Origin of the sequence: Flavobacterium ginsenosidimutans (assembly GCF_003254625.1) — a bacterium.
GTDB lineage: Bacteria > Bacteroidota > Bacteroidia > Flavobacteriales > Flavobacteriaceae > Flavobacterium > Flavobacterium ginsenosidimutans.
In genome coordinates, this window is the sequence record NZ_QJRJ01000081.1 from 545,801 (window position 1) to 559,594 (window position 13,794).

Sequence of the window (13,794 nt, forward strand, 5' to 3'; positions counted from 1 at the left end):
TAAAGGCCGGGAGTAAAATCTCATTGATTGATGCAGGTTTTGCTCTCAGCCAATAATAAATTTTTTAATCGCCGCCAATGCAGAAAAATAGCGACAGCCTCAATAATGCCAGTGAGTATCATCTGAATCAATATCAGCAGAATGCGCCAAGATTTTCTGTGTGCGAGATTGATGCTTACTTAAAAAAATATGATAAAAAAAGGAGGAAAGCCCATGCCGAGAACCACTATCAGATCATTTGGTTTAAAAAGGGGAACGGCAGCTATTTTGTTAATTTTAAAGCCTGGGATATTAACCGGAACACTCTTTTTTTTCTATCTAAAAATGATAATCATTATTTTGACAGAAATGCCAATTACAGCGGAGTTTTAATTCAGTTTAATGAAGAGTTTCTGATTCAGGACAATAAGGATATTTCCTTTTTTTCAAAACACGGCCTGCTGGATAGCCAAAAGCATACATCCTGTTCGCTTACCCGAGATGACGCCTTTATTTTGGATGAATATTTAAAGCTGATCAAAAATGAATTGGCAGATAAAAATGAAAACAGCCATGAGGAGCTTTTAAGGTCCTATCTCAAAGCATTTCTCATTCAGGTTCATCACAGATGGGAAAAAGCGGGCACATCTGATGGGCGACAGATTTCACCTGAGAATAAAAAGCAGCTGCAATTGAGAAAATTTGTTGATCTAGTGGAGGAAAATTATAAAAATGAACTTAAAGTCTCCGAGTATGCGGCGCTTATGCAGATGTCATCCAGGACATTGTCGGGCCTTACCAGCCAATTATTAGATAAAAGCCCTTCTGAGATTATCTGCGAAAGGATCCTAGCAGAAGCAAAAAGAATGCTCCTTGAGACTAGCTACAGTATCAGTAGGATTGGCCATTGTCTGGGCTTCGATGATGATTCCTATTTTGTAAAATATTTTAAAAAATATACCGGTGTCCCGCCTTCGGATTTTAGGAGGTCCAGCCTAAAGGAAATAGCCAGGCAGGTAAGCCCTTAATAGTAATGGCTGGTAATCTTCCTTAGCGTATCATCGATTTGCCCAGTTCAGGAACAGAAAATAATTGCGTAATGTTTTTCATATCCAGCCAACCTGTTTTCGCCAGCGGTTAAACTCCTGGTCATGCGGGTGCAGGTTCATTTTGTGAACTGAAGCCATAAACTCTGCTATAGATTCTTCGTCATGCGGAGCCAGCTGGAGCTCTCTTCGCAGGCGGATCATTTCTGCCTTATCTTCTACGGGATACATGCCTCGCGCGTCAAACTGGGTGCCAAACTTCTGCGGCCTTCCTTCAAAATAGCATATCCTGTCATGCAGGTAGGCAAAGTTTTGCGGACTCACTTCATTGGCAGCTTCGGATATGAGCGCATAGCATCTTTTCATAAAAAGCGGCAGGCTGATTGCGTGCTGGACAATGAGCCAGGCTGCCTGGCTGGCTTCTTCACCGACACTTGATTTTGTAGGGTATCCGATAGAATCAATAATTTCCTCAAGCCGCTGCGCATTTTTTTTATGCACACGCTCCATATCGGGATTATAGCCTGGTGACAGCTTTCCTTCTTTTAGCAGCGCTTCACGGACCTCCAGGTCATGGCGTGCCATTTCTATTAATTCTCTGGCAATATTTTTGGTGTTCTCCATTAAAATGTCAAATGTTAGTTTCTAAAATGCATTATAATGCAACGGAAATTCCCTTGCCTTCCGACTTGGATCCTGTCTTGCATATTAAGAGCCAGCGCGGTAATATCCCTGACAGTCTGTGTAGGAGAATTACAGTCGCAATTGCTTAATCCTATAACATAAATATCGTGCTCGGGAATATAGACCGCCATTGTTTTGAAGCCGAAAATACTGCCCCCGTGTTCCCTGGATGCTATTGCGTTTACATCTTTTATGTGCCAGTCGCAGCCGTATGCGAATTCATCTCCATTGTTTAATCTATGCCTGCTGAAAGCCTTGCCGGTCTGGTTCGCTCCAAGCAGCAGGTTCTGATTTAAGGCATTCTGCCATTTGAGCATATCCCCTGCGGCAGACATCAGCGAACCCGAAGAGTAAGGCACACTAAAGCTAATTGGCGTCTTATTCAAATAGCCGTATTCTTTCTTATGGCAGCCATAAACCCTTTTTAGGATTATCTTCCGATTGCTGGCGTAGCAGGATTGGTTCATTCCCGCTTTATCAAAGATATGCTTTTTTATAAAGTCCCCATATGCTTCTCCAGAAACCAGTTCAATAATTTAACCCAGAAGAACATAGCCCGAATTGTTATACTCATACTTTTCTCCAGGCGGAAAATCAGCTGGTTCATTCTTAAAAAAAGAAGCCATCATTGCAGGTGCCATCTCTTTCTGCGCAATATCGGACAGCTGCTTCATTTTTGTAAAATCTTTAATGCCCGAAGTATGCGTAAGCAGATGATGCAGGGTTATTTTATTCCCGCCAGAATAATCGGGTATGTATTTGGAAACGGGATCCTTTGCATTCAGCTTCCCCTGTTCCTCAAGCATTAATAGGGCTCCGGGACCATTTTTGGCATTGAAATCTTTTAGTATCAGACTGTCTGCTTTGGCTTCAAGGTTTTGGGCATAAAGGCGATCAGCTGCCCCGATAATAAAAACTGCTGCCGAGAGCAGGATGCAAATGTGCTTCATTTCCGCTATAACAAATAGGTTTTTCTCCAATTAGACGTCTTAGAGTGCAATCAGGCTACAGAGAGCATGGCAAAAATTCACTTCGAAAAGCAAAACTCAATTTTTCATAGCGAACCCGATATGAAATAGTTTATTCTTAGCAATTGCATTTCCAGCTAATTTTGACAAACATTCCTGTACAATTTGATGGCTTTTATCAATGGAAAAAAATCAGTGAAGATTTTTTCATCCAAGAGGGGTAAAGCGGGGATTTTTATGCGGCATCCACTTTTTTAAAATTCAAAAGCTTTCATAGCGGTCTTTAATTAAAATAGATGTAAAGAATTGCTATTGGCTCTTTCATCTATACAGATAAAATTGCCTATATTATTTTATATAGCCTAACAAAGCAGAAATAAGTGATGGTGCAGCTCCATTATTAGGATTAAAATTTTGTTAGGTTAAACCTAAAAGAAATCTATGAACAGCGAATTGAAAACCATACGTGAACTGATATTGCATTATATAGACATTAATGACTCTGAATGGGAGCAGTGTAAGTCTATGTTTAAGCTTAAGCGCATTAGGAAAAAAGAGATAATTCTGTCTAAAGGAGAAATCAGCCGTGAAATATATTTTGTGGCAAAAGGGATATTGAGGATATATTTTGTTGATGAAAATGATGATGAAAAAACATTCCATTTTTCACTGGAAAATACTTTTGCCACCGATTATGAGAGTTTTTTAAAACAGACTTCTGCAGACTTTTACATTCAGGCGCTTGAAAATACGACCGTTATCGTAATTACTTTTGAGATGCTGCAATTTCTTTATAAGAATCTTCTTTATGGAGAAAAGTTAGGGAGGCTTATTGCAGAGGACTATTTTTTTCTGATGAATTATAAAATTAAAGGATTTTATACGCAGACCCCCATACAGCGCTATAACAGCATGAATATTATGTTTCCCAAAATACTCATCCGTGTGCCTCAGCATTATATTGCCTCTTACCTTAACATAAGCCCTGTTCATTTAAGCCGCCTCAAACAGGGTGCTGAGCAGGAATGAGCCAAAATGTAAACAAATGTTATTGCTGTTGTTTTTTTTAGAATTTAATTTTACACGATCGCAAAGCTAATATAGATTCAGCATTTTGCCATTATGGATAGTGATAAGCTGTATCTTATATTAATGCATTATTTGAATATTGTCGAGAAGAATTAAAAGATATGGTATTATGGAAATGTCAATAGGCGCTAAGATTAAAAGCATCAGGGAATTAAAAAATTACACTCAGGAATATACAGCGTATCGGCTGGGAATTACGCAGGCAGGCTACAGCAAGATTGAAAAAGGTAAAACAGGCCTGAGCCTGGAGAAGCTTCAGCAGCTTGCCGTTATTTTCGATCTCTCTGTAGAAAATATAATCAATTTTGAGATTCAGAAATATTTTAGCGAAGAAAGGCATATCAAAAAGAACGGCGCTTTAAATGGCCAAAATAACTTTCATTTAATTGCAAAACTATATGAAGATAAGATTCTGCTTTTAGAAAAGCTGCTTGGCAAGACAGATCTCGAGCTTAAATATTACAAAGAAAAATGCAGCTCCCTATAGTCTGCAATCTTAGGGGCAAGCATGATATTAGGCAAGGCCAGCGGGAAATGTAATAATGGACTTAAGCAAGCCGCTGCCCCGGGAAGCAGTTTGGCTATTTCCAGCTAAAAAAATAAGTCCCTTGAGCAGATTGCGGTTTATAAAAGAAATTATTGCTTGCTGAGAAAACAGATGCTCGAGATTATAATCTTATGTAGTTCAGCAGCTGGAAAAACTCTTAAAGTTTGGTGAGGTCTTTTAAAATGGAACTTTAGCTGATTCTCGGGATATGATTGGCTTCATTTTTCCTGAAAATTTCACATTTCGAGAAAGCAGAATAAAACCCGCTGATGCAATGAAAAAGGGCTAACTGCATCTGATTGGTGGGTGATGTTTTACATGTGGGGAAAATCTGGGCTCCCTGCCTTAAGCGGGAGGCTTTCTGCTCTTTGAAAACAGGGATGCGAAAGACTGCTTTTAAAATTATTGGTTTAGCGAAATCTTTTAAGCGTTTATGCACTACATTTGATGGGTGTAAAACCGCTTCAAGATGATGAGTTCTGAAAATTCCCGCACGGCTCCTGAAGGCGTAAATGGCGAGGAGCCTCTGAAAATTATACTGGCCGAAGATGATAAGGACGACCAGGAATTATTCATCGATGCCCTCGGGGAATCTGATGTTTCCTCTGAGGTGGTCACCGTTGAGAACGGGCAGGAGCTCGTGGACAGCCTAAAAGATAAATCCCAGCCCGATCCGGATATTATTTTTATCGATATCAATATGCCCGTTAAAGGGGGGAAGCAGGCTCTGGAAGAGATAAAGGCAGATAAAGACCTTAGGGATATTCCTGCCGTTATGCTCTCCACCTGGGATCACCCTTCGGATATTGAAGACGCCTTTGAGAAGGGGGCGGACCTTTATGTGCAGAAACCGAATTCCTTTAATGGCTTTGTGCTGATCCTAAAGAAAGTGTTCTTTCTGCACTGGGCCAAAGCTTTGCTAAACCCGGTAAAAAAATTATTTTTTATTTCAGAAAAGAATATATCTCAGGGGGACTCCTAGATGTCTTGCCGGTATTATCCGTTTATTTTTTCCCTGTGATGGTGCTTTAGGCCTTTTTCCATTTTCTGTAGCAGCTGTATTTCATTCAGATCCCCTGAAGGATAAGGTAGTCCTGTGAGAATGCTTTGGCAATTGAATATTTTATCTTCAATGTCGCAGGTGAATTTTGGGAACTCGTTGTGGGATACCGGCCAGCTGTCTTTGCCTGTATTTTAATTTTTAAATTTCTTCATATTTCAAAGAAACGGCACGAGAAGGGTTTAATACGCCCGCAATTAATGGATTGTCAAAATCGCCACTGCCAATTTTCCTAATTTTATCCAAACAATCTGTTTTAAGGCCAGATGATGAAGTTTGCCAGAGCATAATGGTTGTTTTAACTGATAAAAATTATGAAATGCAGTTCTGATATCTCTTTGCGATTATCTATTTTGCCCAATCATTAATCCAGCCCGCTACAGTCTCACACCATTCATCGCCATCATTCAGACAAGGAATTGCCAGGAATTCTTCTCCTCCATTTGCCTGAAAATCTTCTTTGGCACGCATTGCGATTTCTTCCAGAGTCTCCAAACAGTCTGAAACGAAAGCTGGCGTTACAACTGCCAATCTCTTGATTCCTTTGGCCGGCATGCTGTCAATTTCGACATCGGTATAAGGTTCCAGCCATTTGTCTCCCGCCAGGCGCGATTGAAATGTCAGACTGTATTTATCTGCAGGAAGCCCTAATAATTTTACAGCTTGTCTTGTTGTTTCGTAACATTGGTGGCGATAGCAGAAATCATGCGCAGGTGACGCTGTGCTGCAGCAGGAGCCGTCAATTTTACAGTGAGATTTAGTCACATCAGCTTTGCGGATATGGCGCTCCGGAATTCCGTGGTATGAAAACAATAGATGATCATATTCAAAACCGGCTAAATGTTTTTGGATTGAATCGGCCAGATTCTTAATGTAATCCGGTCTGTTGTAGAATGCCGGAAAATCTGTAAATTTCATATGAGGGAACTTCTTCTTGCGGATTTCTTCAGCTTTAGCCAAAATAGTCAGAGTCGAAGCCATTGCATATTGCGGATACAGCGGAAAAAGCAGCACATCTTCAACTCCCTTATCGCTCAGTTCCTGAAGCCCTTTTTCGATTGTCATGCTTCCGTAGCGCATTGCCAGCGAAACGGGAACATTCGCCAAAGGCTGAACTTTTTTGCGCATTCTTTCTGAAAGGACCACTAATGGAGAACCTTCTTCCCACCAGATTTTTGAATAGGCATGTGCGGATTCCTCCGGTCTTTTTCTTAAAATAATCCCGCGAACCAATAAGGCTCTTAACAGATATGGAAAGTCTATTACATATTTGTCCATTAAAAACTCATCTAAATACGGTTTCACATCTTTTGCTGTTGGACTCTCTGGTGATCCTAAGTTTACTATTAATACGCCCTTCATTTTTTTTTTTTGAATTTAAAGTTCCCTTATTTCTTAAAAATAGATTTTCAGCCCTGTATTTTAATCCGGTCTGAGAATATTTCTGCTTAAAATTAATTTGATATTTTTTTAAATGGTACAAAAGTAAACTAAAATGTAAAAATAAAAGTATATTTGTATACTTAAAAATATTTTTTATGAATTATAATTTACTTAAAGATATTATTGATTTGGCGGGTGACTTCGAAAAATCAAGAAAGGCAGTGGGCCAGGAAGCGGATTCCGTGGAAGGTTTTAAATCTTGGATTGCTGAGAATTTTATACCCATGCAGGATAAAGCTGAGCCAGATTGGGAGGGTAAGGCAAATGGGCGAAGCCCTGAGGGGGTGATCTGCACTATGATTGTGAGCATGAATAGATATGCTAAAATGTATTCTAGAGCGATTATCTCGGATACGGATTTTTCTACGCAGGAGGATTTTATCTATCTCATTAATCTTAGGGTTCATGGCAGGATGTCTAAAATGGAGCTTATAAAGATGAATCTGCAGGATAAGCCCACGGGAATGCAGATCATAGCAAGATTATTAAGCAGGGGATGGATACGCCAGGATTTGTCGCCAACTGACCGAAGAAGCAAGAATATCAGTATCACTGACTACGGAATCAAGATATTGGAAAAGCAGATGCCAAAGATTCGAAATGCATCTAAGATCGTAAGCGGCAATCTGACTTTTTCGGAAAAAATGGAACTGATTCGAATTTTGAGCAAGCTTGAGGATTTTCACAATCCCATTTTTAATAGAAATATAGCCCCGTCCAAATTGCTTGCGGCGCTAAATATTCAATAAAGAGCATCTTTAATCTTGCGGCAGGTGTTTTAAAAACATAGCTTAAAGCAGTGTCATGCGGCCCATTTGACGGCTATTGGATCTGAAAAGCCTTGATGGACGATATTAGAAATGGCAGTTTTAAAAAGAAAGAGATAAAAATACAGCATTTTATGAAAAATTTGTTCGACGAGCTATCATATCAGATAAGCAGGGCCACTACCCGGAAGCATTCCACCAGCTTTTCTTTTGGGATCAAAGCTTTCGGTTATGATATAATTCGGCAGATTACGAAAGCCTGCTATCAGTAAAATCGATTAAAAATTTTAATATGAATATGGAAATCATGGAAAATGTAGTTGTAATAGGAGGCAGCAAAGGAATCGGAAGAGCTATTTTGGAGCAGCAGCTAGAGCATAAGCGGGTCTGCAATATCAGCAGGACGGAACCTGAAATTCTGCATCCCAATCTGATTCACTGCAGTGCCGATGTATTAGCGGATGCGCTTCCCGAAATAGATGGCATAGATGCTCTTATCTACTGTCCGGGTTCCATAAATTTAAAGCCTATTTTGAGTTTAAGCGCCGATGATTTCAGAAATGATTTTGAAATTAATGTGATAGGCGCCGTGAAGGCGATTCAGCATTTTCTGCCTGCCTTAAAGAAGGGAAAAAATCCTTCGATAGTTCTGTTCAGCAGCGTTGCGGCAAAACTCGGAATGCCTTTCCATGCCAGCACTGCGGCTGCCAAGTCGGGAGTGGAGGGGCTGGTTAAGTCGCTCGGTGCAGAACTTGCCCCTTTGGTCCGGATTAATGCCATTGCGCCCACTATTACGGAAACTTCCCTATCTGCTTCCATTTTAAGAAATGACCGCATGAAGGAAAATATGATGCAGCGGCACCCCATGAAAAATTACCTGAAGCCAAAAGAAGTGGCTCGTATGGCAGGCTATCTGATTTCTGAAGATGCAGCTTCAATTTCGGGCCAGATTTTCCCAATGGACTATGGTTTGGTAAGCTTTAAATTGTAAAAAATGAAAATTCTCCTAACAGGCGCAACAGGCTATATAGGCAGGAGGCTTTTACCCTTGCTGCTGGAGAATGGCAGTGAAGTAATCTGCTGTGTGAGGGATAAAAGCAGATTCCGTTTTCCTGAAAAGCTAACCGATAAAATACAGGTTATCGAAGTTGATTTTTTAGATCCGGGAAGCCTCAATAAGATTCCCGATGATATTGATGCGGCCTATTATCTGATACATTCCATGTCTGGCGCTTCCAATTATGATGAACTGGAAAGCATTTCGGCAAATTATTTCATTGAAAAAATAAACAGGACAAATGCAAAACAGATCATTTATCTCAGCGGAATTGTAAACGGCCGGTCACTATCCAAGCATTTGTCATCAAGAAAGGCGGTAGAGGATATTTTAAAAACCGCAGCAGTTCCCTCAACTGTGCTTCGGGCTGGAATCATAGTTGGATCAGGAAGCGCTTCTTTTGAGATAATGCGGGATCTGGTGGATAAGCTGCCCATTATGATTGCCCCAAAATGGCTCAATACGAAATGCCAGCCGATTGCAATCGGTGACGTTTTGGAATTTTTAATCCGGTCACTCCTAAATCCATTGGCTTACAGCAAAAGTTTTGATATCGGGGGGCCAGATATATTGACCTATAAAGAAATGCTTTTGGAGTTTGCTAAAGCTAAAAACCTGAAGAGGCATATTTTTACAATACCGGTAATGACGCCAAAATTATCGTCCTACTGGCTGTATTTTGTCACCTCAACTTCCTTCAAACTGGCTTCAGCGCTGGTCAGCAGTATGAAAACAGAAGTGATCTGCAGCGATAATAATATTAATAGCATGCTGGGAATCACTCCTATTGCCTACAGGCAGGCAGTAGAGAGGGCTTTGAAAAAAATTAGTGAAGATGATATCCTCTCAAGCTGGAAGGACTCACAGGTAAGCGGGCTGCTTAGGGGAAATGTTTCCCAATACCTAAAAGTTCCAAAAAAGGGCTGCTATATTGACAGAAGGAAAAGAACGGTAATAGACCGGGAATATACTATTGCCCGAATCTGGTCTATTGGCGGAGAAACAGGATGGTATTATGCCGACTGGCTCTGGGATTTGCGCGGCTTCATCGATAAGATTTTTGGAGGTGTTGGAACCCGAAGGGGAAGGACAAATAAAAATGGGCTGCATGCAGGAGATGCACTGGATTTCTGGAGGGTGGTATATGCCAATAAAGCCGAAGGGAAACTGGTTTTATATGCCGAGATGAAGCTGCCCGGTGAAGCATGGCTGGAATTTAAAATAATCGGCAATACCTTATATCAGGCCGCTACTTTTAAGCCGCGCGGATTGATGGGCAAAGCATACTGGTATTGCGTCCTGCCGTTTCATGGCTTTATATTTGACGGGATGCTTAAAAAGCTGATTCAGCGGCCCAATTGACGGCATAACTCGATTAAATTAGGGTTTATAAGGCGCCTGTTCTAAACAGGCGCTATAAATCCGAATCCTTTTTCTCCATTAAAAATTCTACTGTGCCTTCCTGCATCTTAAATGCTTAATCTGTTCAAATGGAGCCTATTAAAGGATAGGGGACCAGAAAATAATTTTTAGTTATGCTTTTATCAGCTTTAAGAAGCGGTAAGCTTTTTTCCATTGTTTTTTTAGATGCATGACCGCTGAAAAGATTTCCTTTTTTGATTCTTTTTGTGAGGATTATAAAGGCAAAACCCGTCTGATAAAATAATAGAGGCGTCGGTTATGAATTAATTTGCCATTTAGGCCTCCGCATTTAATTATGCTTTAAATTTAAAGCATTAAACCATTGCAATGAAAATTAGTCTTATTAAAATAACTTTAAATGCGTAAAAATGAAGGCCCCAATTTTATTTATGATCTCTTTATTTCTATTACTGTCCTGCTCAAAGAACGAAGCAGATGATTCAGGCCAAGATTCCGCTTATGTGGACGATGATTTGGCCGGGCCCATTTCCAGGCCAAAAACCGGCTATGGATCAGATGGAGCCTATACTGTGGCAAAAATCAGTTTTCCAAGCCCGCTGTACAGTGGCAGAAATGTTGAAATATTTTACCCAAAAGATATTGCTTCCCCAAGACCCGTAATTTTTTATTCGCATCCATTTGGAGGAGAGGAAAGTGCATATAATATTGGATTGTATGAATTCATCGCAAAAAAAGGATATGCTGTGGTTTTTGCGCCTTATCCCACAACGGGTGTGACAGTGGATGAAAGGTATGGCGTACTATGGGAAAGCTTTAAAAAAGCTGCCACGGATTACCCTGATGTAATTGATACCAAAAAAGTAGGCTTTATGGGGCATTCATTTGGCGCAGGAGCCTCTTTTGCTTTAGCCTATAGAGGGTTTGTTGATGAAGGCTGGGGAGAGAACGGACGTTTTATTTTTGCAATGGCGCAATGGTATTCCTATGAAATCACGCAGGAGGAACTGCAAAATTTTCCGGAAAACACAAAACTGATAACCCAGGTATATAATGACGACGTAACGAATGACCATAGGATGGCAATTGATATTTTTAAGAATATAAATATTCCAAACTCTGAAAAAGATTTTATTTTAATAAAAAAATCAGTATTGCCAACTTTCACATACAGCGCGGAGCATAATCTTCCCAATACGCAAAGCTCCTATGATGCATATGATTACTATGGGATCTACAGATTGCTTGACGCGCTGATTGATTATAGTTTTAATGGAAATTCGGCAGCCAAAAATGTAGCGCTAGGAAATGGATCTAAAGAGCAGGCAACAATGCCGAGCTATAATGGGCAGGCGCTGTCTCCATTGGAAGTGACTGATGACCCTTCTCCCTTATATCCACAGAGTAAATATTCTTTCCAATGTGGAGCATCAAATAATCCGAGAATTGCAAACTGCAATTAAAAATCTGTACATTTTGAATAGATGGCTAAGACAAATAGACGCATTTTAGCTTCAGAGGCAATAAAAAGCTTGAGAGGCAGATTAATATTTCAAGAAGCTTAGAAAATGCTGTCTGCAGGCATTTCGCTGCTGTTTCAGCATTCAGATTGAACACGTCTTTTATGGCACTTTAAAGATGGGCATCACGCCCATCTTTTTTTTTGATGATTTTTAAGAGAACTGAAATAGGCAAGGCATTTTCTTCAGTTCTGTCAGGCTGCTTATGGAAATTGAGGCTTGCCATCATCATAAGGGACAGCAAGGCAAGACAAAAAGTTGTGCTTGTAATGGGGCTGATGTAATTGTTCCTTTGTCCTGCATTTAAATCAGAACGCGCTGTCTGATTTTTGCAATGGATGTTTAACGGTAAAAGAAACAGTTATGCTTGCAGATATTTCTTGGGGAGCTTATGCGGCTTCCATTATTGCTTTTGTTTTGGTGTGGTATGGATTTGTGTATTTCAGATATTATTATAAGAATATCAGCTCTGTTTTCAAAGGCAGATCGGGGAGCAGATCTTCAGTCGGGAAGAATGAAAAAAGGCTGGGGCCTTTTTCAGAATACAGCGAGCCTTTTGATACTCTTGAAGATGCTGAGGATTTGTATAATAGGCTGTTAGGCGTGTTTTCTGAAAGTAACGATAGAGGTGTGTCTAAAGCTGAATTCAGGCATTATCTGCAGTTTGTGCTTGCTGAATATCCTTTTGTAAGGCAGTCTGCTTTACGCGATAAGATAAATTCCCTTACGGTCTTGGAAAGCCGGAAGCATTCTGAATTTCTGCTGAGCGCGGAAGAGATGGATCGCTTATGGGACAATGTTGAAAAATAGGTCTTATGCAGAGGAATATCCCTGTTCGCTCTAGTGCGGTATGGCGTTTTGTGACAAAGAGATAGAAGCTGTAACAGCGGTATTTCTCTGCTTTTATTTCAAGTGATGGTTTAATTTAAATGATGGGAGATGAAAAGGTGGAATTGGAGATTGAAATTATTCTGGAGAAGGATAAAGGGCTTGGGCGCCTCATTGCTTTTTATGCTGTATTTCGGCACGGCTTACAGCCAGGATGGAGTGGCAGGAATCAATGAGGCAAACCAGAAGGTGCGCAGCTATTTTGATGCGGGAACCGAATTGATGTATGCCGTAGGAGCCATACTGGGACTTATTGGGGCAGTAAAAGTGTATCAGAAATGGAATGCGGGAGATCCTGATACGGGCAAGGTCGCCGCCGCCTGGTTTGGTAGCTGCGTGTTTCTGGTGGTGGTCGCCACGGTCATTAAATCCTTCTTTGGAGTCTGATGGCAAACAGTGTATATAAGATTAATAAAGGCATTAATCAAAGCATTGAATTCAAGGGGCTGAAAGCGCAGTATATCTGGTATTTGGGAGGTGGTATTGTTATGCTGATGATCTTATTTGCCGCGCTGTATATTATTGGAATCCCTTCCCTTGCATGCGTTGTTTTTATTGGAACGGCGGGAGGCCTTCTCGTTTTTAAAATATACAGAATGAGCAATAGGTATGGCGAGTATGGAATGATGAAGGCAATTGCCAGAAGGCAGGCTCCAAAATGCATCAAAGCCTACAGCAGGGCTATGTTTATAAAGTTATAGCTGTAAAACGTTACATGTGAATTGTGATTTATGAAAATCTTAAACTTATATGCCGGAATTGGAGGCAACAGGAAAAGCTGGACAGCCGTATCAGTGACGGCTGTGGAGCTGGATCCTTTGCTGGCTGCGATATATGCACAGAGATTTCCTGATGATACAGTGATAGTTGCCGATGCGCATCAGTATCTTTTAGACCATTTCAATGAATTTGATTTTATCTGGTCTTCTCCGCCATGCCAGTCACATTCTTCTTTCAGGCACAATATATGCGTGAGATTTAGAGGCACTGTCCCAGTCTACCCTGATATGCGGCTTTATCAGGAAATACTGTTTCTAAAGCATAACGCCTTGTGCTTCTGGGCAGTTGAGAATGTCAAGCCTTATTATAAGCCTCTTATTGAGCCGGATGCAGTGCTGCATCGTCATCTTTTCTGGTCAAATTTCACGATACATGCAGCTGATGCCCTTTCAGAAATAAAGATCAGATATGCCCAGATACCCGAACTTGAAAAAGTTTTAGGATTCAGCCTCAAGGAATTCAAGCTAAAGAATAGAAGACAGATTCTTCGCAACTGCGTGAGTCCGCAGCTTGGACTCCATATCCTAAAAATGGCAAAAGCGGCAGATGCGGGCAGCGGTAATCGTTTAGCTGTAAAACAGTAGGT

15 protein-coding genes and 1 pseudogene are annotated in these 13,794 nt (G+C 40.6%); 12 read left to right on the plus strand and 4 right to left on the minus strand.

The annotated features are described in order from the left end of the window. Positions 1 to 77 precede the first annotated feature (77 nt). A complete protein-coding gene (locus DM444_RS20305) occupies positions 78 to 1,007 on the plus strand; it encodes an AraC family transcriptional regulator (RefSeq protein ID WP_111290023.1) in 930 nt (309 codons plus the stop codon). Positions 1,008 to 1,085: 78 nt separating this feature from the next. Here DM444_RS20305 and DM444_RS20310 read toward each other — a convergent pair whose 3' ends face one another. Further along, positions 1,086 to 1,649: a DUF6624 domain-containing protein gene (locus DM444_RS20310; protein WP_111290025.1), complete on the minus strand. Its 564-nt coding sequence runs from the start codon at positions 1,647 to 1,649 to the stop codon at positions 1,086 to 1,088. A 14-nt stretch (positions 1,650 to 1,663) separates the two neighbouring features. Further along, positions 1,664 to 2,659: pseudogene (locus tag DM444_RS20315) on the minus strand (serine hydrolase domain-containing protein). 459 nt (positions 2,660 to 3,118) lie between these two features. Here DM444_RS20315 and DM444_RS20320 point away from each other — a divergent pair. The 3 genes from DM444_RS20320 (at position 3,119) to DM444_RS20330 (ending at position 5,295) form a co-directional block, all read left to right on the plus strand. Next, positions 3,119 to 3,706 (plus strand): Crp/Fnr family transcriptional regulator, encoded by a 588-nt coding sequence (locus tag DM444_RS20320; protein WP_111290027.1) that lies wholly within the window; start codon positions 3,119 to 3,121, stop codon positions 3,704 to 3,706. 169 nt (positions 3,707 to 3,875) lie between these two features. Continuing rightward, positions 3,876 to 4,253, plus strand: coding sequence for a helix-turn-helix domain-containing protein (locus DM444_RS20325; RefSeq protein WP_111290029.1), 378 nt, complete (start codon positions 3,876 to 3,878; stop codon positions 4,251 to 4,253). Between the two features lie 529 nt (positions 4,254 to 4,782). After that, on the plus strand, positions 4,783 to 5,295 hold the full coding sequence (locus tag DM444_RS20330) for a response regulator (protein WP_111290031.1): 513 nt from the start codon (positions 4,783 to 4,785) through the stop codon (positions 5,293 to 5,295). 219 nt (positions 5,296 to 5,514) lie between these two features. On the opposite strand, the gene DM444_RS23685 is transcribed toward DM444_RS20330, so the two are convergent. Next, positions 5,515 to 5,661, minus strand: coding sequence for a hypothetical protein (locus tag DM444_RS23685; RefSeq protein ID WP_162615017.1), 147 nt, complete (start codon positions 5,659 to 5,661; stop codon positions 5,515 to 5,517). Positions 5,662 to 5,721: 60 nt separating this feature from the next. Then, positions 5,722 to 6,735 carry a ferrochelatase gene (gene hemH / locus DM444_RS20335; RefSeq protein ID WP_111290033.1) on the minus strand — a complete coding sequence of 338 codons (1,014 nt, stop codon included), beginning with the start codon at positions 6,733 to 6,735 and terminating at the stop codon, positions 5,722 to 5,724. Between the two features lie 176 nt (positions 6,736 to 6,911). Between hemH and DM444_RS20340 the strand changes: the two genes are divergently transcribed. The 8 genes from DM444_RS20340 (at position 6,912) to DM444_RS20380 (ending at position 13,792) form a co-directional block, all read left to right on the plus strand. Continuing rightward, on the plus strand, positions 6,912 to 7,565 hold the full coding sequence (locus DM444_RS20340) for a MarR family winged helix-turn-helix transcriptional regulator (RefSeq protein ID WP_111290035.1): 654 nt from the start codon (positions 6,912 to 6,914) through the stop codon (positions 7,563 to 7,565). Positions 7,566 to 7,890: 325 nt separating this feature from the next. Beyond that, entirely contained in the window at positions 7,891 to 8,574 is a 684-nt protein-coding gene (locus DM444_RS20350; protein WP_111290173.1) for an SDR family NAD(P)-dependent oxidoreductase, read from the plus strand. 3 nt (positions 8,575 to 8,577) lie between these two features. Further along, on the plus strand, positions 8,578 to 10,002 hold the full coding sequence (locus DM444_RS20355) for an SDR family oxidoreductase (RefSeq protein ID WP_111290037.1): 1,425 nt from the start codon (positions 8,578 to 8,580) through the stop codon (positions 10,000 to 10,002). Between the two features lie 428 nt (positions 10,003 to 10,430). Then, positions 10,431 to 11,483, plus strand: a complete 1,053-nt coding sequence (locus tag DM444_RS20360) for an alpha/beta hydrolase family protein (protein ID WP_111290039.1) — start codon at positions 10,431 to 10,433, stop codon at positions 11,481 to 11,483. A gap of 420 nt (positions 11,484 to 11,903) precedes the next feature. Beyond that, positions 11,904 to 12,350 carry a hypothetical protein gene (locus DM444_RS20365; RefSeq protein WP_111290041.1) on the plus strand — a complete coding sequence of 149 codons (447 nt, stop codon included), beginning with the start codon at positions 11,904 to 11,906 and terminating at the stop codon, positions 12,348 to 12,350. A 129-nt stretch (positions 12,351 to 12,479) separates the two neighbouring features. Further along, complete coding sequence (locus DM444_RS20370) at positions 12,480 to 12,815, plus strand: DUF4134 domain-containing protein (protein WP_111290043.1); 336 nt, start codon at positions 12,480 to 12,482, stop codon at positions 12,813 to 12,815. Continuing rightward, on the plus strand, positions 12,815 to 13,129 hold the full coding sequence (locus tag DM444_RS20375) for a DUF4133 domain-containing protein (protein WP_111290045.1): 315 nt from the start codon (positions 12,815 to 12,817) through the stop codon (positions 13,127 to 13,129). Before DM444_RS20370 ends, DM444_RS20375 begins: the two co-directional genes overlap by 1 nt. 30 nt (positions 13,130 to 13,159) lie before the next feature. Next, the gene (locus DM444_RS20380) at positions 13,160 to 13,792 is read left to right on the plus strand and encodes a DNA cytosine methyltransferase (protein ID WP_111290047.1); all 633 of its coding nucleotides are present in this window, start codon (positions 13,160 to 13,162) and stop codon (positions 13,790 to 13,792) included. Positions 13,793 to 13,794: the final 2 nt, after the last annotated feature.

What these genes read in the sequence shown, in the direction of transcription:
- DM444_RS20350 (WP_111290173.1), top strand. Translation starts at nt 7,891, where the DNA reads ATGGAAAATGTAGTTGTAATAGGAGGCAGCAAAGGAATCGGAAGAGCT.
- DM444_RS20380 (WP_111290047.1), top strand. Translation starts at nt 13,160, where the DNA reads ATGAAAATCTTAAACTTATATGCCGGAATTGGAGGCAACAGGAAAAGC.
- DM444_RS20375 (WP_111290045.1), top strand. Translation starts at nt 12,815, where the DNA reads ATGGCAAACAGTGTATATAAGATTAATAAAGGCATTAATCAAAGCATT.
- DM444_RS20305 (WP_111290023.1), top strand. Translation starts at nt 78, where the DNA reads ATGCAGAAAAATAGCGACAGCCTCAATAATGCCAGTGAGTATCATCTG.
- DM444_RS20330 (WP_111290031.1), top strand. Translation starts at nt 4,783, where the DNA reads ATGATGAGTTCTGAAAATTCCCGCACGGCTCCTGAAGGCGTAAATGGC.
- DM444_RS20325 (WP_111290029.1), top strand. Translation starts at nt 3,876, where the DNA reads ATGGAAATGTCAATAGGCGCTAAGATTAAAAGCATCAGGGAATTAAAA.
- DM444_RS20360 (WP_111290039.1), top strand. Translation starts at nt 10,431, where the DNA reads ATGAAGGCCCCAATTTTATTTATGATCTCTTTATTTCTATTACTGTCC.
- DM444_RS20355 (WP_111290037.1), top strand. Translation starts at nt 8,578, where the DNA reads ATGAAAATTCTCCTAACAGGCGCAACAGGCTATATAGGCAGGAGGCTT.
- DM444_RS20320 (WP_111290027.1), top strand. Translation starts at nt 3,119, where the DNA reads ATGAACAGCGAATTGAAAACCATACGTGAACTGATATTGCATTATATA.
- DM444_RS23685 (WP_162615017.1), bottom strand. Translation starts at nt 5,661, where the DNA reads ATGCTCTGGCAAACTTCATCATCTGGCCTTAAAACAGATTGTTTGGAT.
- DM444_RS20310 (WP_111290025.1), bottom strand. Translation starts at nt 1,649, where the DNA reads ATGGAGAACACCAAAAATATTGCCAGAGAATTAATAGAAATGGCACGC.
- DM444_RS20365 (WP_111290041.1), top strand. Translation starts at nt 11,904, where the DNA reads ATGCTTGCAGATATTTCTTGGGGAGCTTATGCGGCTTCCATTATTGCT.
- DM444_RS20340 (WP_111290035.1), top strand. Translation starts at nt 6,912, where the DNA reads ATGAATTATAATTTACTTAAAGATATTATTGATTTGGCGGGTGACTTC.
- hemH (WP_111290033.1), bottom strand. Translation starts at nt 6,735, where the DNA reads ATGAAGGGCGTATTAATAGTAAACTTAGGATCACCAGAGAGTCCAACA.
- DM444_RS20370 (WP_111290043.1), top strand. Translation starts at nt 12,480, where the DNA reads ATGAAAAGGTGGAATTGGAGATTGAAATTATTCTGGAGAAGGATAAAG.